At 70.9% G+C, this 24,876-nt stretch carries 26 protein-coding genes and 5 tRNA genes; 13 read left to right on the top strand and 18 right to left on the bottom strand.

Features of this window, described 5'->3' with window-relative positions:
* The first annotated feature begins 115 nt into the window (after nucleotides 1-115).
* Nucleotides 116-349, top strand: a complete 234-nt coding sequence (locus ACWCXC_RS20065) for an Lrp/AsnC family transcriptional regulator (protein ID WP_383644314.1) — start codon at nucleotides 116-118, stop codon at nucleotides 347-349.
* Nucleotides 350-369: 20 nt separating this feature from the next.
* A complete protein-coding gene (locus ACWCXC_RS20060) occupies nucleotides 370-855 on the top strand; it encodes a DUF3515 domain-containing protein (RefSeq protein WP_450680771.1) in 486 nt (161 codons plus the stop codon).
* Nucleotides 856-903: 48 nt separating this feature from the next.
* Here the strand turns inward: ACWCXC_RS20060 and ACWCXC_RS20055 are convergent, their stop codons facing one another.
* From ACWCXC_RS20055 to ACWCXC_RS20045, 3 genes are all read right to left on the bottom strand, one after another.
* On the bottom strand, nucleotides 904-2,061 hold the full coding sequence (locus ACWCXC_RS20055; protein WP_450890103.1) for a D-alanine--D-alanine ligase family protein: 1,158 nt from the start codon (nucleotides 2,059-2,061) through the stop codon (nucleotides 904-906).
* Between the two features lie 70 nt (nucleotides 2,062-2,131).
* On the bottom strand, nucleotides 2,132-3,142 hold the full coding sequence (locus tag ACWCXC_RS20050) for an NAD(P)H-dependent glycerol-3-phosphate dehydrogenase (protein ID WP_450680773.1): 1,011 nt from the start codon (nucleotides 3,140-3,142) through the stop codon (nucleotides 2,132-2,134).
* Complete coding sequence (locus ACWCXC_RS20045; protein WP_450680774.1) at nucleotides 3,139-3,891, bottom strand: lysophospholipid acyltransferase family protein; 753 nt, start codon at nucleotides 3,889-3,891, stop codon at nucleotides 3,139-3,141. The genes ACWCXC_RS20050 and ACWCXC_RS20045 overlap by 4 nt, the downstream gene beginning before the upstream one ends.
* Nucleotides 3,892-4,051: 160 nt before the next feature.
* On the opposite strand from ACWCXC_RS20045, the gene cofC reads away from it, so the two are divergent.
* Both cofC and ACWCXC_RS20035 read left to right on the top strand, forming a co-directional pair.
* Nucleotides 4,052-4,765: a 2-phospho-L-lactate guanylyltransferase gene (gene cofC, locus ACWCXC_RS20040; protein ID WP_450680775.1), complete on the top strand. Its 714-nt coding sequence runs from the start codon at nucleotides 4,052-4,054 to the stop codon at nucleotides 4,763-4,765.
* A gap of 10 nt (nucleotides 4,766-4,775) precedes the next feature.
* Nucleotides 4,776-4,979, top strand: coding sequence for a hypothetical protein (locus ACWCXC_RS20035; RefSeq protein ID WP_450680776.1), 204 nt, complete (start codon nucleotides 4,776-4,778; stop codon nucleotides 4,977-4,979).
* 110 nt (nucleotides 4,980-5,089) lie between these two features.
* Here the strand turns inward: ACWCXC_RS20035 and ACWCXC_RS20030 are convergent, their stop codons facing one another.
* From ACWCXC_RS20030 to leuC, 4 genes are all read right to left on the bottom strand, one after another.
* Nucleotides 5,090-5,761 carry an HU family DNA-binding protein gene (locus ACWCXC_RS20030; protein ID WP_450680777.1) on the bottom strand — a complete coding sequence of 224 codons (672 nt, stop codon included), beginning with the start codon at nucleotides 5,759-5,761 and terminating at the stop codon, nucleotides 5,090-5,092.
* 142 nt (nucleotides 5,762-5,903) lie between these two features.
* The gene (locus ACWCXC_RS20025; RefSeq protein WP_450680778.1) at nucleotides 5,904-6,131 is read right to left on the bottom strand and encodes an SCO5555 family protein; all 228 of its coding nucleotides are present in this window, start codon (nucleotides 6,129-6,131) and stop codon (nucleotides 5,904-5,906) included.
* A gap of 104 nt (nucleotides 6,132-6,235) precedes the next feature.
* On the bottom strand, nucleotides 6,236-6,829 hold the full coding sequence (leuD, locus tag ACWCXC_RS20020) for a 3-isopropylmalate dehydratase small subunit (protein ID WP_450890102.1): 594 nt from the start codon (nucleotides 6,827-6,829) through the stop codon (nucleotides 6,236-6,238).
* Between the two features lie 5 nt (nucleotides 6,830-6,834).
* Nucleotides 6,835-8,259: a 3-isopropylmalate dehydratase large subunit gene (leuC, locus tag ACWCXC_RS20015; RefSeq protein WP_450680780.1), complete on the bottom strand. Its 1,425-nt coding sequence runs from the start codon at nucleotides 8,257-8,259 to the stop codon at nucleotides 6,835-6,837.
* A 174-nt stretch (nucleotides 8,260-8,433) separates the two neighbouring features.
* Here leuC and ndgR point away from each other — a divergent pair, with 174 nt between their 5' ends.
* The gene (ndgR, locus tag ACWCXC_RS20010) at nucleotides 8,434-9,150 is read left to right on the top strand and encodes an IclR family transcriptional regulator NdgR (protein WP_026237628.1); all 717 of its coding nucleotides are present in this window, start codon (nucleotides 8,434-8,436) and stop codon (nucleotides 9,148-9,150) included.
* 210 nt (nucleotides 9,151-9,360) lie between these two features.
* On the opposite strand, the gene ACWCXC_RS20005 is transcribed toward ndgR, so the two are convergent.
* The 9 genes from ACWCXC_RS20005 to ACWCXC_RS19965 form a co-directional block, all read right to left on the bottom strand.
* Nucleotides 9,361-9,433, bottom strand: a tRNA-Glu gene (locus tag ACWCXC_RS20005).
* 20 nt (nucleotides 9,434-9,453) lie between these two features.
* A tRNA-Gln gene (locus ACWCXC_RS20000) sits at nucleotides 9,454-9,525 on the bottom strand.
* A gap of 12 nt (nucleotides 9,526-9,537) precedes the next feature.
* A tRNA-Glu gene (locus tag ACWCXC_RS19995) sits at nucleotides 9,538-9,610 on the bottom strand.
* 60 nt (nucleotides 9,611-9,670) lie between these two features.
* Nucleotides 9,671-9,743 (bottom strand) — tRNA-Glu (locus ACWCXC_RS19990).
* A gap of 27 nt (nucleotides 9,744-9,770) precedes the next feature.
* Nucleotides 9,771-9,842, bottom strand: a tRNA-Gln gene (locus ACWCXC_RS19985).
* Nucleotides 9,843-9,927: 85 nt separating this feature from the next.
* Nucleotides 9,928-10,650: an HAD family hydrolase gene (locus ACWCXC_RS19980; protein WP_450680781.1), complete on the bottom strand. Its 723-nt coding sequence runs from the start codon at nucleotides 10,648-10,650 to the stop codon at nucleotides 9,928-9,930.
* An 86-nt stretch (nucleotides 10,651-10,736) separates the two neighbouring features.
* Entirely contained in the window at nucleotides 10,737-12,209 is a 1,473-nt protein-coding gene (gltX, locus tag ACWCXC_RS19975) for a glutamate--tRNA ligase (RefSeq protein ID WP_450680782.1), read from the bottom strand.
* Entirely contained in the window at nucleotides 12,202-12,978 is a 777-nt protein-coding gene (locus tag ACWCXC_RS19970) for a fumarylacetoacetate hydrolase family protein (protein ID WP_450680783.1), read from the bottom strand. Before ACWCXC_RS19970 ends, gltX begins: the two co-directional genes overlap by 8 nt.
* 107 nt (nucleotides 12,979-13,085) lie before the next feature.
* A complete protein-coding gene (locus tag ACWCXC_RS19965) occupies nucleotides 13,086-13,274 on the bottom strand; it encodes a hypothetical protein (RefSeq protein ID WP_450680784.1) in 189 nt (62 codons plus the stop codon).
* Between the two features lie 579 nt (nucleotides 13,275-13,853).
* Between ACWCXC_RS19965 and ACWCXC_RS19960 the strand changes: the two genes are divergently transcribed.
* From ACWCXC_RS19960 to ACWCXC_RS19925, 8 genes are all read left to right on the top strand, one after another.
* The gene (locus ACWCXC_RS19960; protein ID WP_450680785.1) at nucleotides 13,854-17,537 is read left to right on the top strand and encodes a nitrate- and nitrite sensing domain-containing protein; all 3,684 of its coding nucleotides are present in this window, start codon (nucleotides 13,854-13,856) and stop codon (nucleotides 17,535-17,537) included.
* 9 nt (nucleotides 17,538-17,546) lie between these two features.
* Nucleotides 17,547-17,960, top strand: a complete 414-nt coding sequence (locus tag ACWCXC_RS19955; protein WP_006127850.1) for a roadblock/LC7 domain-containing protein — start codon at nucleotides 17,547-17,549, stop codon at nucleotides 17,958-17,960.
* 133 nt (nucleotides 17,961-18,093) lie between these two features.
* Entirely contained in the window at nucleotides 18,094-18,501 is a 408-nt protein-coding gene (locus ACWCXC_RS19950; protein WP_073738726.1) for a DUF742 domain-containing protein, read from the top strand.
* The gene (locus ACWCXC_RS19945; protein WP_376688983.1) at nucleotides 18,482-19,063 is read left to right on the top strand and encodes a GTP-binding protein; all 582 of its coding nucleotides are present in this window, start codon (nucleotides 18,482-18,484) and stop codon (nucleotides 19,061-19,063) included. The genes ACWCXC_RS19950 and ACWCXC_RS19945 overlap by 20 nt, the downstream gene beginning before the upstream one ends.
* Before the next feature lie 347 nt (nucleotides 19,064-19,410).
* Nucleotides 19,411-22,632, top strand: coding sequence for a nitrate- and nitrite sensing domain-containing protein (locus ACWCXC_RS19940; protein WP_450890101.1), 3,222 nt, complete (start codon nucleotides 19,411-19,413; stop codon nucleotides 22,630-22,632).
* A 10-nt stretch (nucleotides 22,633-22,642) separates the two neighbouring features.
* Nucleotides 22,643-23,056, top strand: a complete 414-nt coding sequence (locus ACWCXC_RS19935; RefSeq protein ID WP_450890100.1) for a roadblock/LC7 domain-containing protein — start codon at nucleotides 22,643-22,645, stop codon at nucleotides 23,054-23,056.
* A gap of 91 nt (nucleotides 23,057-23,147) precedes the next feature.
* Entirely contained in the window at nucleotides 23,148-23,786 is a 639-nt protein-coding gene (locus ACWCXC_RS19930; protein ID WP_450686042.1) for a DUF742 domain-containing protein, read from the top strand.
* Nucleotides 23,767-24,348, top strand: a complete 582-nt coding sequence (locus ACWCXC_RS19925) for a GTP-binding protein (protein WP_014048542.1) — start codon at nucleotides 23,767-23,769, stop codon at nucleotides 24,346-24,348. Before ACWCXC_RS19930 ends, ACWCXC_RS19925 begins: the two co-directional genes overlap by 20 nt.
* Nucleotides 24,349-24,427: 79 nt before the next feature.
* On the opposite strand, the gene ACWCXC_RS19920 is transcribed toward ACWCXC_RS19925, so the two are convergent.
* Both ACWCXC_RS19920 and ACWCXC_RS19915 read right to left on the bottom strand, forming a co-directional pair.
* Nucleotides 24,428-24,631 carry an acyl-CoA carboxylase subunit epsilon gene (locus ACWCXC_RS19920; protein WP_383644378.1) on the bottom strand — a complete coding sequence of 68 codons (204 nt, stop codon included), beginning with the start codon at nucleotides 24,629-24,631 and terminating at the stop codon, nucleotides 24,428-24,430.
* Between the two features lie 65 nt (nucleotides 24,632-24,696).
* On the bottom strand, nucleotides 24,697-24,876 hold a 180-nt coding region (locus tag ACWCXC_RS19915), incomplete at its 5' end, for a carboxyl transferase domain-containing protein (protein ID WP_306471624.1).

Here is a 24,876-nt window from a genome sequence, read left to right as displayed (position 1 = left end):
CGTACGCCACGCTGTGGACGTCTTCCGGCCCCCAGGTCTCCCCGCGGCGTGCGGCGACGCGATAACGTGGCGTCCCTTTCCCCCACATGATCCTCGTGGCCGCCCTGGAGGTTCCGTGGTACAGGCGTACATCCTTATTCAGACCGAGGTGGGCAAGGCGTCGACCGTCGCCGAGACCATCTCCCGGATTCCGGGAGTGATCCAGGCAGAGGACGTCACCGGCCCCTACGACGTGATCGTGCGGGCCCAGGCCGACACGGTCGATGAACTCGGTCGCATGGTGGTCGCCAAGGTCCAGCAAGTGGACGGCATCACCCGAACCCTGACCTGCCCGGTCGTTCACCTGTAGCCCCCGTCTACGCTGGGCCGGTGACATCCACCCGCCGCCGGCTCCTCCACCCCGTGCTCCTCGGTCCGTCCGCCGTCCTGGTTCTGCTGGCCGCGGCGGGCTGTTCCCCGGACCCGGCGGCGTCGGTGACGGTGCCCACCCCGTCCTCGGAAGCCGCAGCCTACTGCCGTGCCCTGCACAAGGAGCTGCCGCGTTCCGTCGCGGGGCTGGAGCGCGAGGACCCCGCGCCCCGTTCCGAGCTGACGGCCGGGTGGGGGGACGGGGCGATCGTACTGCGCTGCGGTGTCCCGCGCCCCGAGAAGATGGGCGACCCCCAGGCGAAGGCCGCGGAGGCGGACGGCGTCAACTGGCTGCTGGAGCAGCGCGAGGGCGCCGGACCCCGCTTCACCACGACGCTGCGCAAGGCGTACGTGGAGGTGACGCTCTCGGAGGCGTACGCGCACGACGCGACGCCGCTCGCGGCGTTCGCCGCCGCGGTGAAGAAGACCGTTCCGCCCAGCCTGTAGGGCGTGCGCCGTTCGCGGGGCGCACGCCCCGCAGGGGTGCCGTGCGGGTCAGCGCAGGCCGGTGGGCCGGTCCAGCGCCGCCTGGATGAGGCGGTCCACCAGCTGCTGGTAGTCGACACCGCTCTCCTGCCACATGCGCGGGTACATGGAGATCGGGGTGAAGCCCGGCAGGGTGTTGATCTCGTTGATGACGAAGGTGCCGTCCTCGGTGAGGAAGAAGTCGGCGCGCACCAGGCCCTCGCAGGAGCAGGCGTCGAACGCCTCGACGGCGAGCCGCTGGACCTCGGCGGTCTGTTCGGGGGTGAGCGGCGCGGGCACGATCCCGGAGGCCGCGTCGATGTACTTGGCCTCGAAGTCGTAGAAGTCGTGCGCGGTGACCGGGGGGATCTCGGCGGGCACGCTGGCGCGCGGGCCGTCCTCGAACTCCAGCACCCCGCACTCGATCTCGCGGCCCCGCAGCAGGGACTCGACGAGGAACTTGGGGTCGTGGCGGCGGGCCACCTCGATCGCCTCGTCCAGCCCGGCGAGGTCGTCGACCTTGGTGATGCCGATGGAGGAGCCGGCGCGGGCGGGCTTCACGAAGAGCGGCCAGCCGTGCTCGCCGGCGAAGTCCACGATGCGCTTGCGGGCGGCCTGCCGGTCGTGGTCCCACTCTCGGGGGCGTACGACGACGTAGGGGCCGACGGGGAGGCCGAAGGAGGTGAAGACCCGCTTCATGTACTCCTTGTCCTGGCCGACCGCCGAGGCGAGCACCCCGGCGCCGACGTACGGCACGCCGGAGAGCTCCAGCAGGCCCTGGAGCGTGCCGTCCTCGCCGTACGGGCCGTGCAGGACGGGGAAGACGACGTCGACCTCGCCGAGCGCCTTGGGGACCGATCCGGGCTCCGTGTAGACCACTTCGCGGCTGCCCGGGTCGACGGAGAGCACGACGCCGCCGTCCTCGGACTCGGCCAGTTCGGTCACGTCCGGCATCCGCCGCTCGGTGATGGCCATGCGTTCGGGTGCGTCGGCGGTGAGCGCCCAGCGGCCGTCCGTCGTGATGCCGATCGGCAGGACGTCGTACTTCGTCCGGTCGATCGCGTTCAGGACCGCGCCGGCCGTGACCACCGAAATGCCGTGCTCGGAGCTGCGGCCGCCGAACACGACGGCCACACGCGGCTTGCGGAGCTGGTGCTCCGTGCTCTGGGGGAGGTTCTCGCTGCTCATATCGCGTTGAGCGTACCTGCTGGTACCGGTGGCGTCAGCGTGGCCGGGGCCGCCCGGGGGCCGAACGGGGTCAGTGCCGTTCGGCCTTCGCGGTGCGCGACATCAGCTCCTTGACCGCGACCAGCGGCGACTTGCCCTCGTGGACGATGCCGACGACGGTCTCGGTGATGGGCATGTCGACGCCGTGTCGCCGGGCCAGGTCGAGGACCGACTCGCAGGACTTGACGCCCTCGGCGGTCTGCTTGGTGGCCTCGATGGCCTCCTGGAGCGTCATGCCCCGGCCGAGGTTGGTGCCGAAGGTGTTGTTGCGCGAGAGCGGCGAGGAGCAGGTCGCCACCAGGTCGCCGAGGCCGGCCAGCCCGGAGAAGGTCAGCGGGTCGGCGCCCATGGCGACGCCCAGCCGGATGGTCTCGGCGAGGCCGCGGGTGATGAGCGAGCCCTTGGCGTTGTCGCCGAGCCCCATGCCGTTGGCGATGCCGACGGCCAGCCCGATGACGTTCTTGACGGCGCCGCCGAGTTCGCAGCCGACCACGTCGGTGCTGGTGTAGGGGCGGAAGTACGAGGTGTGGCAGGCGGCCTGGAGGCGGCGGGCGACGGCCTCGTCCGTGCTGGCGACGACGGCGGCCGCGGGACGGCGTTCGGCGATCTCCCGGGCGAGGTTGGGTCCGGTGACGACGGCGACCCGGTCGGCGCCGACCCCGGTGACTTCCTGGACGACCTCGCTCATCCGCTCGGCGGTGCCGAGTTCGACGCCCTTCATCAGGGAGACCAGGACCGTCCGCGGCTCCAGGTGCGGCGTCCAGGCCGCGAGGTTGGCGCGCAGCGTCTGGGAGGGAACGGCGAGCACCGCGAAGTCGGCCCCGCGCAGCGCCTCGGCGGCGTCCGTGGTGGCCCGGACGGAGGCGGGCAGCTCGATGCCGGGCAGGTAGTCGGGGTTGGTGCGGGTGGTGTTGACGGCGTCGGCGACCTCGGCCCGGCGTCCCCAGAGGGTGACCTCGCAACCCGCGTCCGCGAGGACCATGCCGAAGGCCGTACCCCAGGAGCCGGTTCCGAAGACGGCGGCCTTGACGGGGTGCGTCACGTGGTTCCCTCTCGTTCGGCCCTGCGCCGCTGCTCGGCACGGGCCCTGCGGTGGTCGTACGGCTCGGCGGGGGCCTTCTCGCCGCGCACCTGCTCCAGTTGTTCGGTGATCGCCCGCATGATGACCTCGGTCGCCTCGCGGAGCACCTCGGGCGTGGCCTCCTGATCGTAGAACCGGGAGAGGTCGACGGGCGGGCCCGCCTGGACGCGGAGGGTCTTGCGGGGGAAGAGCCGGACCTTCTTCTCCTTGGCGTACGGCGGCATCACGAGGTTGGCGCCCCACTGCGCGACCGGGATCACCGGCGCGCGGGTCGTCAACGCGACGCGGGCTGCGCCGGTCTTGCCGGCCATCGGCCACATGTCGGGGTCGCGGGTGAGGGTGCCCTCGGGGTAGAAGGCGACGCACTCGCCGCGTTCGATGGCGTCGACGGCGGCGCGGAAGGCGTCCATCGCGTTCGTCGTCTCGCGGTACACCGGGATCTGGCCGGTGCCGCGCAGCATCATGCCGACGAAGGGGGCCTTGAACAGGCCCGCCTTGGCGAGGAGCCGGGGCACCCGGCCGGTGTTGTACTGGAAATGCCCGTACGACAGCGGGTCGAGGTAGGAGTTGTGGTTGACCGCGGTGATGAATCCGCCGTCGGCCGGAATGTGCTCCATTCCCCGCCAGTCGCGCTTGAACAGAATCACCAGCGGCGGTTTCGCGATGACCGCCGCCAGGCGGTACCAGAAGCCGATTCTGCGGCGGGACACTCGGACACCTTCCTCTATGGCCTGTCTGTGGAGCGAACTGCTGCCTGACTACCGAGGGTCAAGTCTCGCCCCAGGCCCCTGCTCTGTCGAGAACACCGTACGCCTCGCCTTCGGGACCGACCCTCCGGGTTGTCGCACCGGCAGGCGAGAATAGGCGGCCATGCGCACCGACGGGGAGACCGCCACGAACACCGACCCGACCGGCCCCTGGTCACTGGTCGTCCCGCTGAAGCCCTTGGCGCGGGCCAAGAGCAGGCTGACGCCCGCCTCCGGGCCGCTGCTGCGGCCCCGGCTGGCCCTGGCGTTCGCCCGCGACACGGTGTCCGCCGCGCTGTCCTGCCCGGCGGTGGCCGATGTGGTGGTCGTCACGGACGACGCGGCGGCCTCGGCCGCGCTGGCGGCCCTCGGGGCGCGGATCGTGCCCGATGTCCCGGCGGCGGGGCTCAACGCCGCGCTGGCGCACGGGGCGCGCGCGGTGCGGGCCGGCAGGCCCCGGGGAGCGGTCGCCGCGCTGAACGCGGATCTCCCCGCGCTGCGTCCGGCGGAATTGTCCCGTGTCATCGAATTCGCCGCCGCTTTTCCGCGCGCTTTTGTGACCGATGCGGAGGGAATCGGGACGACTTTTCTGTCGGCGGGTCCGGGGGTGGAAATGCGGCCCGCATTCGGCGGTCCGTCACGGGCCCGGCATCTGGCGTCGGGGGCGGTGGAGATCACGCTGGCGGGCATCGATTCGGTGCGCCGGGACGTGGACACCGGGGAGGACCTGCGGGCAGCGCTGGCCCTGGGCGTCGGCCCGTACACGGCGGGGCGGTGGGCCGCGGGGGTGCCCTCGGCGGACCGGCGGGCCCGGCAGGGTCCGGGCGGAAGGCCCTAAGCTGCCGTCCATGCAGGCGACCTCGTACACGTACGACCCCGAGACCCGTACCGGCAGTGTGCTGCTCGACGACGGCACACCGGTGGACTTCGACGCCGCGGCCTTCGACGCGGGCGGGCTGCGGCTGCTGCGTCCGGGGCAGCGGGTGCGGATCGAGGGCGAGGGCGCGGGGGCGGATCTGCGGATCACCCTGGTGACGCTCCAGACCTTCTGAACCCTCCGGCGTCACGGGCCCGTGCGCGCACGGGTCCCGGACAGCCCGCGGGCCGGGCTCCCCGAGGGGAGCCCGGCCCGGCGCGTGTGAGGGCCCGGTGCGGGCCGGTCTCACTTCTTGCGTGCGGTGGTCTTCTTGGCCGTGGTCTTGCGCGCCGTGGTCTTCTTCGCGGGCGCCTTCTTGGCCGTGGCCTTCTTGGCGGGCGCGGTCTTGGCGGCGGTGGCCTTCTTGGCCGGGGTGGCCTTCTTCGCCGCCGCGGGGGCCGCCTTCTTCGCGGCCGCGGTGGTCTTCTTGGCCGCCGCGGAGGTCTTCTTCGCGGTGGTCTTCTTGGCGGCCGGGGTGGTCTTCGCCGCGGTCACGGCCTTCTTCGCCGTGGCCTTCTTGGCGGTGGCCTTCTTCGCCGTCGCCTTCTTGGCGGCGGCCTTGGCCGTCGTCCGGGTGGAAGATCCGCCCGAGAGGCTGCCCTTGGGGGCCTTCTTCACGGCCACATCGTTCTTGGGGAGCTTCTTGGAGCCGCTCACCAGGTCCTTGAAGCCCTGTCCCGCGCGGAAGCGGGGCACCGAGGTCTTCTTGACCCGGACGCGCTCACCCGTCTGCGGGTTGCGGGCGTAGCGGGCGGGGCGGTCGACCTTCTCGAACGAGCCGAAGCCGGTGACCGAAACGCGGTCACCTGCGACGACGGCACGGACGATGGCGTCGAGCACCGCGTCCACGGCGTCCGCGGCCTGCTGACGGCCGCCGAGCTTGTCGGCAATCGCTTCTACGAGCTGGGCCTTGTTCACGTCTTCCCCTTCGGAGACATTGCCGGAACGAAACTTTCCGGCTTTTTCGCACGTTAGGCAGATATATACCGCAAATCAAACACGAAACGGGCTAATCACCCTAGTGCCGCAACGAAGTCGACCGCTGCGCAGTTCCGCAGAGTCAGTCACCTTCGGGGAATCGGCCCTCGTCGAGGTCCTTCATCAAACGGTCCAGACGCCTTGCCGCATCCGGGAGATCGTGCTTCGCCGCGGCCGTGACGACCAGCAGCTTCCGGTTGAGCGCCATCCGTACGCCCTCCGGGACTTGCAGTGCGCGCACCCGGGAGTGCGCTTCCTTCAATTGGTCGGCGACATGGCCGTAAAGCTTGAGTTGGCTGTCGCGTTCCATGCACCGATTGTGCCATCTGGGGCGAGTTGTCGCCCGACGGGGTCTCAACAAGCGACTGCGCCCCCTACCAGAAGGCAGGGGGCGCAGTCCTGGAAACGCGCTGCTCAGGCGGAAATTGTACGGGGCTTGTGGGCCGGCCTGGCCGCCTCGTAGGCCGCGATGTCCGCTTCGTTCTGCAGGGTGAGGCTGATGTCGTCGAGGCCGTTCAGCAGCCGCCAGCGGGAGTTCTCGTCCAGCTCGAAGGCGGCGGTGATGTCCCCGGCGACGACCTGGCGCTTCTCCAGGTCGACGGTGACCTCGGCGGTCGGGTCGGCCTCGGTCAGCTCCCAGAGGGCGTCGACGACCGGCTGCTCCAGGACCACGGTCAACAGGCCGTTCTTCAGCGAGTTCCCGCGGAAGATGTCGGCGAACCGGGAGGAGATGACGGCCTTGAAGCCGTAGTTCTGGAGCGCCCAGACGGCGTGCTCGCGGGACGAGCCGGTGCCGAAGTCGGGGCCGGCCACCAGGACCGTGGCGCCCTGGCGCTCCGGGCGGTTGAGGACGAAGGTCTCGTCCTTGCGCCAGGCTTCGAAGAGCCCGTCCTCGAAGCCGTCCCGGGTGACCTTCTTCAGCCAGTGGGCGGGGATGATCTGGTCGGTGTCCACGTTGCTGCGGCGCAGCGGGACGGCCCGGCCGGTGTGTGTGGTGAAAGCTTCCATGATTCTCAGACTCCGGCGGGCGTACGGGCGTCGGACAGGTCGGCCGGCGAGGCCAGACGGCCCAGCACGGCGGTGGCGGCGGCGACCTGCGGGGAGACCAGGTGCGTACGGCCGCCCTTGCCCTGCCGGCCCTCGAAGTTGCGGTTCGAGGTGGAGGCGGAGCGCTCGCCGGGGGCCAGCTGGTCGGGGTTCATGCCGAGACACATCGAGCAGCCCGCGTGCCGCCATTCGGCGCCGGCGGCGGTGAAGACCTTGTCCAGGCCCTCCTCGACGGCCTGCAGGGCGACCCGGACCGAGCCCGGGACGACCAGCATCCGCACGCCGTCGGCGACTTTGCGGCCGTCCAGCACCGCGGCCGCGTTGCGCAGGTCCTCGATGCGGCCGTTGGTGCAGGAGCCTACGAAGACGGTGTCGACGCCGATCTCGCGCAGCGGCTGTCCGGCGGTCAACCCCATGTACTCCAGGGCCCGTTCGGCGGCGGTGCGCTCCGAGGCGTCCTCGTACGAAGCCGGGTCGGGGACGGCGGCCGACAGGGGCGCGCCCTGGCCCGGGTTGGTGCCCCAGGTGACGAACGGCGAGAGCGCGGCGGCGTCGATGACGACCTCGGCGTCGAAGACCGCGTCGTCGTCCGTGCGCAGCGTCTTCCAGTACGCGACGGCCTCGTCCCAGTCCGCGCCCTGCGGCGCGTGGTCGCGGCCGCGCAGATACTCGAAGGTGGTCGCGTCGGGGGCGATCATGCCCGCCCGCGCGCCGGCCTCGATCGACATGTTGCAGATGGTCATCCGGGCCTCCATCGAGAGCTTCTCGATGGCGGAGCCGCGGTACTCCAGGATGTAGCCCTGGCCGCCGCCGGTGCCGATCCGGGCGATGATCGCCAGGATCAGGTCCTTGGCGGTGACGCCCTCGGGCAGTTCGCCGTCGACGGTGATGGCCATCGTCTTCGGGCGGGCCATCGGCAGCGTCTGGGTCGCCAGCACGTGCTCGACCTGGCTGGTGCCGATGCCGAACGCCAGGGCGCCGAAGGCGCCGTGCGTGGACGTGTGGGAGTCGCCGCAGACCACCGTCGTGCCGGGCTGGGTCAGTCCCAGCTGCGGGCCGACCACGTGGACCACACCCTGCTCGACGTCGCCCAGCGGGTGCAGCCGGACGCCGAACTCCGCGCAGTTCTTGCGCAGCGTCTCCAGCTGGGCGCGGGAGACCGGGTCGGCGATCGGCTTGTCGATGTCGAGGGTCGGGGTGTTGTGGTCCTCGGTGGCGATGGTGAGGTCGAGGCGCCGCACCGGGCGTCCGGCCTGCCGCAGACCGTCGAAGGCCTGGGGACTGGTCACCTCGTGCAGCAGGTGCAGATCGATGAAGAGGAGGTCGGGCTCGCCCTCGGCGCGCCGGACGACGTGGTCGTCCCAAACCTTCTCCGCGAGTGTCCTACCCATCGCTTTCCCTCCGGCCGGCGTCTTCGCCGGCCCAACTAGAGATTCGGTGCGCCCCCGTCCGGACCCCCGTGCGGGGCGGTGGCTACGGGCCGTTGTGGGGCCGCCGGTACAGGTTCGCAACTTCCCCGGAAAATTGAACTTGCGTTTCACAGAGTGAGACGCGAGTATCGTCGTATGGACAACTCTAGCGGCGTCGGCGTTCTCGACAAGGCGGCTCTGGTATTGAGCGCCCTGGAGTCCGGACCGGCCACCCTCGCCGGGCTGGTCGCGGCGACCGGGCTCGCACGACCCACGGCCCACCGGCTGGCCGTGGCACTCGAACATCACCGCATGGTGGCGAGGGACATGCAGGGGAGATTCATTCTCGGCCCCCGCCTGTCGGAACTCGCGGCGGCGGCGGGCGAGGACCGGCTCCTGGCCACGGCCGGACCGGTGCTCACCCACCTGCGCGACATCACCGGCGAGAGCGCCCAGCTCTACCGCCGACAGGGCGACATGCGGATCTGCGTGGCGGCGGCGGAACGGCTGTCCGGGCTGCGGGACACGGTCCCGGTCGGCTCCACGCTCACCATGAAGGCGGGCTCCTCCGCGCAGATCCTGATGGCCTGGGAGGAGCCGGAGCGCCTGCACCGCGGCCTCCAGGGCGCCCGGTTCACGGCGACGGCGCTCTCCGGCGTTCGCCGGCGGGGCTGGGCCCAGTCGATCGGCGAGCGCGAGCCGGGTGTCGCCTCGGTCTCCGCCCCCGTGCGCGGCCCGTCGAACCGGGTGGTCGCGGCCGTCTCGGTCTCCGGACCGATCGAGCGGCTGACCCGCCACCCGGGCCGGATGCACGCCCAGGCCGTCATCGACTCGGCCGCCCGTCTCAGCGAGGCGCTGCGCCGCTCCGGCTGAGCCCGCACAGCCGCCCCTCCCCTCCAGAGGCCGCCCCAGCGTCGTGGCGGCCCCCTCCTCGCGCAGGACCCCGCCGTGCCCCACCGCGCCGGCGAGCGGCGCGCGAGACGGTCCGCCCCCCGGCCTCCCGCCGCCCGGCCTCCCGCCGCCCGGCCGGACAGACGAAAGGCCCCTCACCGGAGTGAAGGGCCTTCGTGTTCTTCTCTGTTGTACCCCCGACCGGATTTGAACCGGCGCTACTGCCGTGAGAGGGCAGCGTGCTAGGCCGCTACACAACGGGGGCGTGGATACTGCGGTGTTACGCTGGGCTACCAGGACTCGAACCTAGAATGACGGTACCAGAAACCGTAGTGTTGCCAATTACACCATAGCCCATGGTGTGACAAGTACCCCCGACCGGATTCGAACCGGCGCTACTGCCGTGAGAGGGCAGCGTGCTAGGCCGCTACACAACGGGGGCCCTAGCGATCCTGCATCGAGAACGTGGGTGCGACCCAGATGTTCTCGCGGGAAGGATCTGTACCCCCGACCGGATTCGAACCGGCGCTACTGCCGTGAGAGGGCAGCGTGCTAGGCCGCTACACAACGGGGGCTTGTTCCTGCAACTTGCTTGTACTGCGCTGGGCTACCAGGACTCGAACCTAGAATGACGGTACCAGAAACCGTAGTGTTGCCAATTACACCATAGCCCACTGAAAATCAACCCCTGGGGGCTTCATTTCTGTCTGCGCTTCCCGGCCGGATCTTTCGGCCCGCTCGGGCGGCGCAGAAAGAACATTACCCGAAGGTGTCCGGCGCTCCAAAACGGGTATCGCCCGTCAGCAGCCCGGGGAGCTGTCCGAGCCCGGTGATCCGCTTCAACTCGGGCCGCCCGCCACGCCCGCGGCGGTCCAGCCAGACCCCCGTGAGCCCCGCGGCGACCGCGCCGGCGGCGTCGATGTCCGGCTCGTCCCCGATGTACATCACCTCGGCGGGAGCGAGTTCCAGGGCCTCGCAGGCCGCGTGGAAGGCGGCGGCGTCGGGCTTGGAGACGCCCAGCTCGGCGGCGCACAGGACGGTCTCGAAGCGGTCGCGCACCCCGAGCACCTCCAGCTTGCGGTGCTGGTGGCTCAGGCTGGAGTTGGACAGCACGGCGTGCCGGTGGCCGGCCGCGAGGGCGTCCAGGGCGGGCACGACGTCGGGGAACAGGGCCCAGGCGGCCTCGTAGTGCGCGATGTGGCGCCCGAACCAGGCGTCGGCGGCCTCGTCGTCCAGCGGGTCGTCCAGGAACTCCCTGGCCCGGTCGCGGCGCTGGCCCTCCCAGTCGGTCTCCCCCGCCGCGAAGCGCGCCCAGTGGCGCCGGGTGAGCCGGTGCCAGTCCTCGACGGCCTCCTCGGGCGTCCCGTACCGGGCGGGCAGCCCCTCGGCCGCGAGATGGGCGCGCATCCCGGTGGTGGCGGCGGCCGTGTAGTCGAAGAGGGTGTCGTCCACGTCCCAGAGAACGGCTCTGATCGTCGGCATGCTCCGACTCTATGCCCAGACACGACGGACGGGCCCGGCCTCCGCGCGGTGCGGCGGCCGGGCCCGTCGGTCGTACGGGGCGGGCGTTACGCGGCCAGCCTGGCCAGGGCCGCGTCCACCCGGGCCAGGGTCCGCTCGCGGCCCAGGATCTCCAGGGACTCGAAGAGGGGCAGGCCGATGGTCCGGCCGGTGACGGCCACCCGGACCGGGGCCTGGGCCTTGCCGAGCTTCAGGCCGTGCTCCTCGCCGGCGGTGAGGATGGCGTTCTTCAGCGCGTCCGCGGTCCACTCCGCATCGGCCAGCTTGGCGCGGGCGGTGGTGAGCAGGGCGTCTGAGCCCTCCTTCATCGCCTTGGCCCAGGACGCCTCGTCCACGGCCGGCTCGTCGAGGAAGAGGAAGTCGACGTTGGCCGTGATCTCGGAGAGCACGGTGACGCGGGTCTGGGCGTGCGGGGCGATCGCGGCGAACACGTCCGCGTCGAACGCCTCGGGGGCCCAGGGGGCGAACGGGGCGCGCAGCCACGGTCCGCAGGCCTCCGTGAAGGTCTTCACATCGAGCCGGCGGATGTGCTCGGCGTTGATGTGCTCGCACTTCTTGAGGTCGAAGCGGGCCGGGTTGGCGTTGACGTCCGTGATGTCGAAGGCGGCGACCATCTCGTCGATGTCGAAGATGTCGCGGTCCTCGGCGATCGACCAGCCCAGCAGCGAGAGGTAGTTGAGCAGCCCCTCGGGCAGGAAGCCGCGCTCGCGGTAGAGATTGAGCGAGGCCTGCGGGTCGCGCTTGGAGAGCTTCTTGTTGCCCTCGCCCATGACGTAGGGCAGATGCCCGAAGGCCGGGGTGTCCTTGGCGATGCCCAGCTCGGTGAGCGCCCGGTAGAGGGCGATCTGGCGCGGGGTGGAGGAGAGCAGGTCCTCGCCGCGCAGGACGTGGGTGATCTCCATCAGGGCGTCGTCGACCGGGTTGACGAGGGTGTACAGCGGGGCGCCGTTGGCGCGGACGATGCCGTAGTCCGGCACGTTCTCCGGCTGGACGGTGATGTCGCCGCGGACCAGGTCGGTGAAGGTGATGGCCTCGTCGGGCATCCGGAAGCGCACGATCGAGGTACGGCCCTCGGCCTCGTACGCGGCCTTCTGCTCGGCGGTGAGGTCGCGGCAATGGCCGTCGTAGCCCGACGGCTTCCCGGCGGCGCGGGCGGCGTCGCGGCGGGTGTCCAGCTCCTCGGTGGTGCAGTAGCAGGGGTACGCGTGGCCGGCGGCGAGCAGCTTCTCGGCGACGTCCTTGTAGATGTCCATGCGCTGCGACTGGCGGTACGGGGCGTGCGGGCCGCCGACCTCGGGGCCCTCGTCCCAGTCGAGGCCGAGCCAGCGCATGGCCTCCAGGAGCTGCTCGTACGACTCCTCGGAGTCGCGGGCCGCGTCGGTGTCCTCGATGCGGAAGACCAGGGTGCCCCGGTGGTGCCGGGCGAAGGCCCAGTTGAAGAGGGCCGTCCGGACCAGACCGACGTGGGGGTTGCCCGTCGGGGAGGGACAGAAACGGACGCGTACAGGTGCGTTAGCCACGCTTGATCACCTTGTTGGTGAGAGTGCCGATGCCTTCGATGGAGACGGCGACCTCGTCGCCGACGTGGAGGGGTCCGACCCCCGCGGGTGTGCCGGTGAGGATCACGTCGCCCGGGAGCAGCGTCATGGCCTCCGTGATGTGGACGACCAGGTCCTCGATGCTCCGGACCATGTCGCTCGTCCGGCCGAGCTGGCGTTGCTCGCCGTTGACGGTCGTCTGGATCGCGAGGTCGCCGGGGTCGAGGTCGGTCTCCACCCAGGGGCCCAGGGGGCAGGAGGTGTCGAAGCCCTTGGCACGGGCCCACTGCTTCTCGCGCTGCTGCGCGTCGCGGGCGGTGACGTCGTTGGCGCAGGTGTAGCCGAAGACGACGTCCTTGACGCGTTCGCGGGGCACCTCGCGGCACATCCGGCCGATGACCACGGCCAGCTCGCCCTCGTAGTGCACGTCCTGGGAGAAGGAGGGGTACTCGATGGCGTCGCCGGAGCCGATCACCGAGGTGGTGGGCTTGAGGAAGGCGACGGGGACGTCGGGGACCTCGTGGCCGAGCTCGGCGGCGTGCTCCGCGTAGTTGCGGCCGATGGCCACGACCTTGTTGGGGAGCACGGGCGGCAGCAGCCGGACCTTGTTCAGCGGGACCTTGGTCCCGGAGAGCTCGAACTCGGCGTACGGGATGCCCTTGATGATGTCGAGGACGAGACCATCGGGTCCGTCGCCCTCGACCGCGCCGAAGGCGACATTGCCGTCGATGGAGAACCTGGCGATGCGCACGGGTTGCTGTCGCCCCTCACTTGCTGGCTGGCTGAAGACTGACGCTCCAGGCTAACGCGGTGAGGGGGCGCGGTGCGCGTGCCGGGACGGCGGCCGGGGCCGCCGGACTATTCGGCGGGCGCGGGGGCCGCGGGGGCGGTCATCAGGATCGTGCGGCGCGGGTTGGCGGTCTGCGACGGCAGCTCGACGGCGTGCTCCCGCTGCTCCGGCGTGCTCAGCGTCTCGGCGTCCTTGAGGTGCGCCAGCGTCGTGCGCCGGGGGTTGGCGGTGTTGCGGAACGTCATCGTCGTCTTCATCTGCGGTCGGACCCTGTCGGTAGGGGCACCCCGCCTGGGGGCGCCGGTTGTCGGTTCTGCCATCCCTGTAAAGCGCCAGGCTAAACATCCGATTCCCTTCAAAGGCCAGGAAGAGACGGCGATCATCATGTGAGTTTGCTCACGAAGTGACAGACATACGCGTCAATTCGGGCTGCCTTTACGACCGGAGAAACCCGACATTGCCCACCTGAATCCACCATTCCGCCCCTGATCATGTCGACTGGGACACCATCCGCCCCCACCTGATTCACCCGCAATAGTCCGTTATGCCGATGATCGCGTTCCACGGCTTGTTACCCTGTCATCACAACCCGTCACGCAGGTCACGGGCCGATACCGGGGCCTTGTTGGAGATCCGGCACTGTGCTGGAATTCCACGCACCGCCGCGGGTTTCAAGCCGGCGCGCAGGGGGCGCAACGCAGCGCCGAGTGGCGGCGGGAAGGGGAAGAGCGCCGGCCACTCAAAGACCACCATGGGGCGGTAAGACGCCCCACGACGCCGACACCGTTCCCACCGTCCTTGACGGAGGAACGCCTGGTCCAGAGGTTGCGACGCTAGTGCAGGGACGTTTCAAGAGGGATGGCAGCGCTGCGGCGGAACAGGAGCCGCGCGGCGGGACCGACCGCGGTTCCTCGCCCCAGCACGCCCAGAACCCCGGACCGGCCGCGGCCGGTGAGAGCAGCGACCGCGACCGGCGGCCCGGCGTGACGGCGGGCGGCGAGACCGACCCGGCCTCCGCGCTCAAGCCGCGCGGCCCGGTCAACACGGGATCGCGCGTGGCGCTCCGCAACTGGCGCATCTCCACGCGCCTGGTCTCCCTGCTGGCCCTCCCCGTGGTCGCCGCGACCACGCTGGGTGGTCTGCGCATCAACGACTCCATGAACGACATCCAGCAGCTGGAGCACATGCAGCTGCTGACGAAGATGACGAAGCAGGCGACCTCGCTGGCCCAGGCGCTCCAGGAGGAGCGCGACCGGTCGGCGGGCCCGCTCTCCAACGGCGTCGCCGCGGACGACTTCAAGGTCACCGAGCCCCGCAAGAAGACGGACCGGGCGAAGAAGGCGTTCTTCACCGCGACCAACGACATCGGTGACACCTCGGGCGACGAGGCCCTGGAGAGCATCCACTCCAGCGTCCAGCAGATCGCCTCGCAGCTCGGCGGCATCCGCGACATCCGCAAGCAGGCGTACGCCGACGGCAGCCCGAGTCTCCAGACCGTCGACGCCTACAGCCAGCTGATCACCTCGCTGCTGAGCCTCTCCCAGGACATGGCGCAGGCGACCAGCAGCCCCGAGATGATCAAGCGCACGCGTGCCCTGGCGGCCTTCTCCTCCGCCAAGGAGTACGCGTCGATCCAGCGCGCGATCATCGCCGCGGCGCTGCCCAACAGCAACGCCAAGGAACCCCATCTCAGCCGGAACGACCAGCAGTTCGGTCTCGCCGCCCAGCGCAAGGAGGACGCGGCCCGCCGCTCCTTCGAGGCGATCTACACCACCACGGGCAAGAGCGCCGAGGAACTGACCTCCACGCTCGACGACGGCCAGCCCGAGATCAAGGCCGCCGACACCTACGCCAAGAAGGTGCTCGACAACGCGAACGGCATGGGCAGCCCCGGCGCCCGCCGTTCGTACATGGACTGGTACGACCAGGACTCCACCAAGATCCAGGCCATGAAGCAGATCGAGGAGACGCTCCTCAGCGACATGGAGGGCAAGGCGCGCGAGCTGCGCGACCAGTCCCAGCGCGAAGCGATCATCAGCGGTGCGCTCATCCTGTTCGTCCTCGGTGTCTCGCTGGTCGGCGCCTTCGTCGTCGCCCGGTCCATGATCCGCTCGCTGCGCCGCCTCCAGGACACGGCCACCCGGGTCGCCCAGGACCGTCTGCCCGAGCTCGTCAAGCAGCTCTCGGAGTCGGACCCGCAGGACGTCGACACCTCGGTCGAGTCGGTCGGTGTCCACTCCCGCGACGAGATCGGCAAGGTGGCCGCGGCCTTCGACGACGTGCACCGCGAGGCCGTCCGCCTCGCCGCCGAACAGGCCCTCCTCCGGGGCAACGTCAACGCGATGTTCACCAACCTCTCGCGCCGTTCGCAGGGCCTCATCCAGCGCCAGCTCTCGCTCATCTCCGAGCTGGAGTCGCGCGAGGCCGACCCGGACCAGCTGTCCTCGCTCTTCAAGCTCGACCACCTCGCGACCCGTATGCGCCGCAACGGCGAAAACCTCCTCGTCCTCGCGGGCGAGGAGCCGGGCCGCCGGTGGACCCGCCCCGTGCCGCTGGTCGACGTGCTCCGCGCCGCCGCGTCCGAGGTGGAGCAGTACGAGCGCATCGAACTGGCCGCGGTGCCCGCCACCGAGGTCGCCGGCCGGGTCGTCAACGACCTCGTGCACCTGCTCGCCGAGCTGCTGGAGAACGCGACCTCGTTCTCCTCGCCGCAGACGAAGGTCCGGGTCACCGGCCACGCGCTGCCCGACGGCCGGGTGCTCGTGGAGATCCACGACACGGGCATCGGCCTCTCCCCCGAGGACCTCGCGGCGATCAACGAGCGGCTGGCCTCGCCGCCCACCGTGGACGTCTCGGTCTCGCGCCGCATGGGCCTGTTCGTGGTCGGCCGGCTCTCGCTGCGTCACGGCATCCGCATCCAGCTCCGCCCCTCCGACTCCGGCGGGACGACCGCGCTGGTCATGCTCCCGGTCGACGTGGCGCACGGCGGCAAGCAGCCCGCTCCCAAGCAGGCTCCGGGCCAGCCCCAGCAGTCCTCCCCGCAGGGCGGTCTGCCGGCCGGCGGCAACGCGCCGCGTCCCGGCCTCGACAGCGCGCCCTCTGCCCCGGGCGGCCTCCTCGCCGGCGGCCCCGCCGCCGCGCGCGGCCAGGTCGGTGCGGGCAGCGGTCCCCGGGCGGCCCTGCCGTCCCGCGACGCCGTGCGCGGCCAGAACCCGCAGGGCCCGCCCGGTCAGTCCGGCGGCCCCGCCGAGTCCTCGTTCCCGAGCGGTACGGGCGGCAACGCCCCGCAGGGCCGTCAGCCCGAGGCCCCGGCCCCGCGCCAGGGCGGCGGACTGGCCGGAGCCTTCGGCGGCGGTGCCCGCCTCGGCGCCCGCGGCCAGGGCGACAACGGCCCGGAGGCGAGCCGGCCGAGCCTGTTCGACCAGCGGCGCCCCGAGCAGCCCGTCGGCCCGGCCCGCCAGGTTCCGCACCCGCCGCAGGACCGGTCCGGCCAGGACACCGGCTTCCCGCAGTCCGGCGGCCCCGGCCAGGGCGGCCGTCAGCTGCCCCCGGTCGGCGGCCCGCGGGCCGAGCTGCCGGGGGGCAACCCCCAGCCGCAGCGCCCCCAGACCACCAGCTGGGGCAGCACGGAGGATCCGGCCGCCCCGCACCGCGCTCCGCTCGACGCGCCGCGCGGTCACGAGGAGCCCGAGTCCACCGGCCAGTTCCCGCGTCCGGCGGCGCCGCGTCCGCAGCAGCCGTTCCCGCCGCAGGCCCAGGACCCCGCGAGCACCGCGCAGTTCGCCCGCCCGGACTTCTCGGCCCCGGCCCCGCAGCAGCCGTTCGCGCCGCAGCCGCAGGCCCAGGACCCGGCGAGCACCGCGCAGTTCCCGCGTCCGGACTTCGGTGCCCCGCTGCCCGGTCAGGACCAGGGGCAGCCGGCACCGCGCCAGCGGGACCGCGACACGCAGGACTTCGGCGCGCCGCGTCCGCCGGTCCAGCCGCAGGGCAACGACTTCCGCCCGCAGCAGCAGCCGGAGGCGCTGCCCCCGGCCGGCCCCGGCGACGGCCGTACCCCGCTGTACGACACGCTGGAGACCAACTGGTTCCACGGTCCGCAGCAGGGTTCCCCCCAGCAGCCCGCCGCGCCGCAGGCCCCGGCCGCCTTCCCGCAGCAGTCCGGCGGACCGCGTCCGGCCCCGGTCCCCGAGTCGCGCAACGAGTCCACCGGTGCGACGCCCGTCTGGCGGCCCTCGCCGAACGACGAGATCGTCCGGCAGGCGGAGCGCGTGAAGAAGCCCGCCGCGGGTGGAATTACCACGTCCGGGCTGCCTCGCCGGGTTCCGCGTGCCAATCTGGTGCCGGGCACCGCCCAGCAGCAGAACCACCAGTCCGGTCCCCAGGTGTCGCGTGCGCCCGATGATGTGCGCGGGCGGCTGACCAATCTCCGCCGGGGCATCCAGCAGGGGCGTCAGGCCAACAACAACGGCCAGTCGACCGGCAGTTTCCCTATCGGCCCCACTCACCAGCAGGAGCGTTAGTTGAGCCCGATGAGTCAGGCCGCGCAGAATCTGAACTGGCTGATCACCAACTTCGTGGACAACACCCCCGGGGTGTCCCACACGGTGGTGGTCTCCGCGGACGGCCTGCTGCTGGCGATGTCCGAAGGTTTCCCGCGCGACCGCGCCGACCAGCTGGCGGCCGTCGCCTCCGGTCTGACCTCGCTGACCGCGGGCGCCTCCCGGATCTTCGAGGGCGGCGCCGTCAGCCAGACCGTGGTGGAGATGGAACGCGGGTTCCTCTTCCTCATGTCCATCTCCGACGGCTCCTCGCTGGCCGTCCTGGCCCACCCGGACGCCGACATCGGTCTGGTGGGCTACGAGATGGCGCTCCTGGTGGACCGGGCGGGCACCGTCCTGACCCCGGACCTCCGAGCCGAACTCCAGGGCAGCCTGCTCCACTAGGCGGCCGTGCATCGGTGACACAGACGATTAGCCCAGGTACCGCAATCAACCCTCGCCCGTCAGGCCGCTTAGAGCCCCCCACCGGCCCCTTCAGACGGCAAGCCGACACCCTGCTGTCACGCCCGGAGGATTCATGACCCCGCCACCCGCCTCACCCGATCCGTACGGTGCGTTGAACCACGCATCGTACGAAGGTGAAGGCGATCAGCCGCTGGTCCGCCCGTATGCCATGACCGGCGGACGGACCCGACCTCGCTACCAGCTCGCGATAGAGGCGCTGGTCAGCACCACGGCCGACCCCGCGCATCTGGGGACCCTGCTCCCCGAGCACCAGCGGATCTGCCACCTGTGCCGTGAGGTCAAGTCGGTGGCGGAGGTGTCGGCGCTGCTGTCGATGCCGCTCGGGGTGGCGCGGATCCTGGTCGCGGACCTGGCGGAAGCCGGCATGGTGGCCATCCACCAGCCGGGCAACGGAGAGGCCGGCGGCGCGCCGGATGTGACACTGCTCGAAAGGGTGCTCAGTGGACTTCGCAAGCTCTAGCGGCGGCGCGACCCGTGCCACCACGTCGGCGAAGATCGTGGTGGCGGGTGGATTCGGCGTGGGTAAGACCACGTTTGTCGGTGCCGTTTCGGAGATCAATCCGCTGCGCACCGAGGCCGTGATGACGTCCGCGTCCGCGGGCATCGACGATCTGACACACACCGGAGGCAAGACCACCACGACGGTGGCCATGGACTTCGGCCGCATCACCCTGGACCAGGACCTGATCCTGTACCTCTTCGGCACCCCCGGACAGGACCGCTTCTGGTTCATGTGGGACGACCTCGTACGCGGCGCCATCGGCGCCGTCGTCCTCGTCGACACCCGCCGCCTCGCCGACTGCTTCCCCGCCGTCGACTACTTCGAGAACAGCGGCCTCCCCTTCGTCATCGCCCTCAACGGCTTCGACGGACACCAGCCCTACACCCCCGACGAGGTCCGCGAAGCCCTCCAGATCGGACCCGACACCCCGATCATCACGACGGACGCGCGCCACCGCGCCGACGCCAAGAGCGGCCTGATCACCCTGGTCGAGCACGCCCTCATGGCCCGGCTCAAGTAGGCACAAGTCGGAAGTGCGGTACGCCAGTTGCCGTAGTCACACGGGGGCGGACTGTGTCCTTTGACACGATCCGCCCCCGTGTTCATAACGTTTCGACAGAGAATTGCCGCACGGCCGACACCCGACGCGTACGACCGGTATCGCTGCGCTCACATGAGCCCCGCCTTTTGGCGGGGCTCGCTCTTTATGCCCGTTTTATCTGAGGTATGGGCCACGTCGAATCGCCGATTCCGACTGTTTGGAAGGCGACAGGTAGCCGTGCTGCAATGCGACGAACTTGCGAGTAGTACGGCCCTGAACGAAAAACGGCACAGCGTAGGTGCCGACGCCGAGAGGTTGTTGGTCGAGTGAGGCGTAACAACGAGGGCTCCACGGCGCAGGCTGAGCGGGGCAACTTCACCCCGCCGCCCCGTGCCGCGGTGCCGTCCGCCGAGATGTCCGCGGAGAGGCCGGCCGGTGGCAGCACCAGCCGGCTGTCCCCGCGCAACTGGCGAGTGCCCACCAGGCTGAACGCGATCCTCCTGATCCCCGTCCTGGTCGGCCTGGTCATGGGCGGTTTCCAGGTCAAGGGATCCATCGACACCTGGCAGGAGGCCCAGGACGCCGAGAAGACCGCGCTGGTCGTGCGCGCCGCCGCCGAGTACGGCCAGGCGCTGCTCAACGAGCGCGACCTCACGGCGCAGCCCCTCCTCTCCAACAAGCGCGATTCCGAGGTCGTCACCCAGGCCCGTGCCACCACCGACGCGGCGGCGGAGAAGTTCGACACCGCGGTGAAGGACATGCCGCGAAAGCGCGGCCTCGACCGCCGCCTCAAGCTGTTCCGGCTGGAGGAGCCGAAGCTCCCGCAGCTGCGCAAGGCCGCGTACACCGCCGCCCTCGACCCGGTGAAGACCGAGGAGGGCTACACCCAGGTCCAGCACTCGCTGATGGAGTTCTCCAACGAGCTGGGCCTGGGCACCGGCAACATCACCAGCTACGGCCGCACCGTCTACGCGATCGAGCTGGCCAAGGCCGCAGAATCGCTTCAGCGCTCGATCGGCATGCACCTCCTGGTCCGCCCCAGCCGGGAGGACGGCCTGTTCAACGACCAGGTCAAGGCCTTCGGCTCGTACAACTACCTGGAGCAGATCGCCCTCGGCGAGTTCACCTCCGGCGGTACGGACGCCGACGCCGCGCGGCTGAAGACGGTGATGTCCCAGAAGGCCGCCGAGAGCGCCGCCAAGCTCAAGACCGCCAAGCAGCAGGCCGACGCGGCGGGCACGCCCTTCGTGGCGCCGCCGGCCATCGACGGTTCGGTCTACGACGGCATGGCCAAGGAGATCGGGCTGGGCCGCAGCCCCGAGCAGCTGAAGGCGAAGGGGATCACCCCGGAGACCTGGATGTCCGCCGCCACGGCGAAGTTCGACGGCTACACCACGGTCGAGGACGAGCTGGTCGACAAGGCGGTGACCGAGGCGGCGGAGATCTCGTCCTCGGCCCGGACCGACGCCTTCGTCAACGCGGCCGTCGTGATCGTCGCGCTGCTGGCCGCGTTCGTGCTGGCCGGGCTCATGGCCCGGCAGATGAGCCGCTCGATGCGCCGGCTGCGCACCGCCGCGTTCTCCATCGCCGAGCAGCGGCTGCCCTCGCTCGTCGACCAGCTCTCGCGGACCGACCCGGGCCGGGTGGACACCCGTGTCCAGCCGATCCCGATCACCAGCCAGGACGAGATCGGCGAGGTCGCCCGCGCCTTCGACCAGGTGCACCGCGAGGCCGTCCGGCTCGCCGCCGAGCAGGCCATGCTGCGGGGCAACGTCAACGCGATCTTCACCAACCTCTCGCGCCGCAACCAGTCGCTCATCGAGGGCCAGCTGACCCTGATCACCGATCTGGAGAACAACGAGGCCGACCCCGACCAGTTGGAGAGCCTGTTCCGGCTGGACCATCTGGCGACCCGCATGCGGCGCAACGGCGAGAACCTCCTCGTCCTCGCCGGTGAGGAGCCCGGCCGCCGCTGGAACCAGCCGGTGCCGCTGGTGGACGTGCTCAGGGCCGCCTCCTCCGAGGTGGAGTCGTACGAGCGCATCGAGCTCTCCGGCGTCCCGGAGACCGAGATCCACGGTCAGTCCGTCACCGACCTCGTGCACCTGCTGGCCGAGCTGCTGGAGAACGCCACCACGTTCTCCTCGCCGCAGACCAAGGTGCGGGTCACCGCGACCCGGCTGCCCGACGGCCGGGTGATGATCGAGATCCACGACAAGGGCATCGGCCTCACCGCCGAGGACTTCGCCGACATCAACCACAAGCTGGCCAACCCGCCGACCGTGGACGCGGCGGTCTCCCAGCGCATGGGCCTGTTCGTGGTCGGTCGGCTGGCCGACCGGCACGGCATCAGGGTCCAGCTGCGCCCCTCGGGCGAGCAGGCCGGCACGACCTCGCTGGTCATGCTGCCGGACGCCATCACCCACGGTGGCGGCGGCGACGGCTCCCCCGCGCAGGACGACTTCACGGTCTCCTCGATCATTCCGCAGCAGCAGGCCTTCGACACGGCGCCCGTCCAGGGGATGCGGACGGCGGCCGAACTGGGCTTCGACGACTCCCGCTACGAGCAGCCGGCCCCGGACGCCGCCCAGCTCGACCCGGTGGGCCGCTCGCTGATGCGCGAGGAGCGCCGGGCCGCGCTGGAGGCGCAGACCGGGGCCGAGCGCCCGGCCTTCCCAGAGCAGCAGCAGCCGGAGGCACCGCGGCAGCCGTACGCGGAGGCGGGCTACGGCCAGGAGGCGCCCTACACCGGGCCGTACGCCCAGGAGCCGCAGCAGGCCGTCCAGCCGGAGCAGCCCTACGCCCAGCAGCAGCCCGGCTACGAGGGCGCCTACGACCCCTACCGGGGCGGCACCGGCTATCCCGAGGGGGTCGGCTACCCCGCCCAGGGTGGCTATCCGGAGGCTGCATATCCGGCTCCCGAGGCTCCCGCCCAGGGCTATGACGAGCAGTACGCCGCCCAGCCCCAGCAGGAAGAGTGGGCAGATCAGGGTGCGTACCAGGGCACTTACGAACCGGTTGCCCAGCCGGAACCGGAATCTCAGCCGAGCGCTCCCGATCCTTCGCTCGAACGCGTAGGCTTCGAGCGTTCGGGCCCCGTTCCGAACGCAGGGCACGAGCTGACCGACGCCGGTCTGCCGCGCCGCGGCGCCCAGCAGCACTGGCAGCCGACCGGCCGCGGGAACCGGCGTCCCGAGGCCGACGGGCAACAGCCGCAGCGGCAGGCGGAATTGCCGCAGCGGACCTCGCCCGAGCGGACGGACGGGGGCGGTTCCGACGACTGGCGCTCGGCGAACGACGAGCGCTGGGAGCGGGCCGAGAAGCTCCGCGACCCGAAGGCGGGCGGGGTCACTCCGTCCGGTCTTCCCCGGCGGGTGCCCAAGGCCAACCTGGTCGAGGGCACGGCCGAGCAGACCGATCAGGGCGGCCCCCAGGTCTCCCGCGCTCCGGAGGACGTGCGTGGCAGGTTGAGCAACCTGCGGCGCGGCGTGCTGCGGGGACGCAACGCGGGTTCGGACACCAGTAATACCTACCACCAGGAGCGTTAGTGTGAGCCCGATGAGCCAGGCGGCGCAGAATCTCAACTGGTTGATCACCAACTTCGTGGACAACACCCCCGGGGTGTCCCACACGGTGGTGGTCTCCGCCGACGGACTCCTGCTGGCGATGTCCGAGGGGTTCCCGCGCGACCGTGCGGACCAGTTGGCGGCCGTCGCCTCCGGTCTGACCTCGCTGACCGCGGGTGCCTCGCGGATCTTCGAAGGCGGCGCCGTGAATCAGACAGTTGTGGAGATGGAGCGAGGATTCCTCTTCATCATGTCCGTTTCCGATGGATCGTCTTTGGCCGTTCTTGCACACCCGGACGCCGACATCGGTCTGATTGGGTACGAAATGGCCCTTCTGGTGGACCGTGCGGGCAATGTTCTGACCCCGGACCTCCGCGCCGAGCTCCAGGGCAGTCTTCTTAACTAATGGACACAGACCGTGCGTTTTGCGTCACCGCGCCATAGGGTGCGGTGGCGCGGACCCACTGGGATCGGGACCGGCAGGCCGAGGAGGAGACGTGGGGACACCCCCAGGCGGGCACCAGTTCGACGGTGGTCAGCAGGTACCGGGTGAGTACGGGGACCAGGGTTTCGGCTTCCCCTTCGGACCCGGCGGACAGGGCGCTCCGCAGCCCTACGACCCGTACCAGCAGCCGCAGCCTCCGCAGCAGCAGGGCCCGGACTGGCCGTCGCAGCCGCAGCAGCCCCACCGGGCGCAGCGTCCGCACCGTCTGGAGGCCCCGCAGCCGCCCCGTATCCAGCCGGTGCAGCCCCGGCGGGCGCCCGAGCCCGCCGTTCCCACGGCCCCGGCCGCGCACAATCCTCTGGTCCGCCCCTACGCCATGACGGGCGGACGGACCCGACCGCGCTACCAACTCGCGATTGAGGCGTTGGTCAGTACGACGGCCGATCCGTCCCGGCTGCAAGGGCAGTTGCCCGAGCACCAGCGGATCTGCCGGCTGTGCTTCGAGATCAAGTCGGTGGCCGAGATCTCGGCCCTGCTCTCGATCCCCCTCGGCGTAGCCCGGATCCTCGTGGCCGACCTGGCCGAGGCCGGACTCGTCGCCATCCATCAGCCCGGCGGAGACGAGTCCGCCGGCGGCCAGCCAGATGTGACACTGCTCGAAAGGGTGCTCAGTGGACTTCGCAAGCTCTAGCGGCGGAGCGGCCCGCTCCACTACCTCGGCGAAGATCGTGGTGGCAGGGGGCTTCGGCGTGGGTAAGACCACGTTTGTCGGTGCCGTTTCGGAGATCAATCCGCTGCGCACCGAAGCCGTGATGACGTCCGCGTCCGCGGGCATCGACGATCTGACACACACCGGGGACAAGACCACCACGACGGTGGCCATGGACTTCGGCCGCATCACCCTGGACCAGGACCTGATCCTGTACCTCTTCGGCACCCCCGGACAGGACCGCTTCTGGTTCATGTGGGACGACCTCGTACGCGGCGCCATCGGCGCCGTCGTCCTCGTCGACACCCGCCGCCTCGCCGACTGCTTCCCCGCCGTCGACTACTTCGAGAACAGCGGCCTCCCCTTCGTCATCGCCCTCAACGGCTTCGACGGACACCAGCCCTACACCCCCGACGAGGTCCGCGAAGCCCTCCAGATCGGACCCGACACCCCGATCCTGACCACGGACGCGCGCCACCGCGCCGACGCCAAGAGCGCGCTGATCACCCTAGTCGAGCACGCCCTCATGGCCCGGCTGCGCTAGCACCTCCGGTCGTACACGGAAGGGCCCCGCACTCCTCGTGGAGTGCGGGGCCCTTCCGTGTGCGGGGTGCCGGGGCCCGTCAGCCCTGCCAGCTGTGCGGGGCGCGGAAGCCCGGGGTGCGCTCCAGCCGGCGCCAGCCGGCGGTGTCGCGGCGGCGGACGGGGGCGTCGGCGGGCTGGGCGGCGGCGCGGGCGAGCAGGACGGCGGTGACGGCGGCCAGCTCCTCGGGGTCGGCCTGACCCCGCTCGACGCGCAGCACGGACTCGGCAGTGGCAGTACTCATGAAGGGTTCTCCGTCTCTCGGCAGGGGGTCGCGGGGTCCGGGCAGGGTCGCTGCGGGGCCGCGGACTACTGCGGGGGGTTGCCGTGCTTGCGGGACGGCAGGTCGGCGTGCTTGGTGCGGAGCATGGCCAGCGAGGCGATCAGGACCTCGCGGGTCTCGGCGGGGTCGATGACGTCGTCGACGAGGCCGCGCTCGGCCGCGTAGTACGGGTGCATCAGTTCGGCCTTGTACTCCTTGACCATGCG

It is taken from the genome of Streptomyces sp. NPDC001515 (assembly GCF_053597115.1).
Note: the sequence above shows the minus strand (reverse complement) of the source record. Positions and strands in the feature narration are given on the sequence as shown.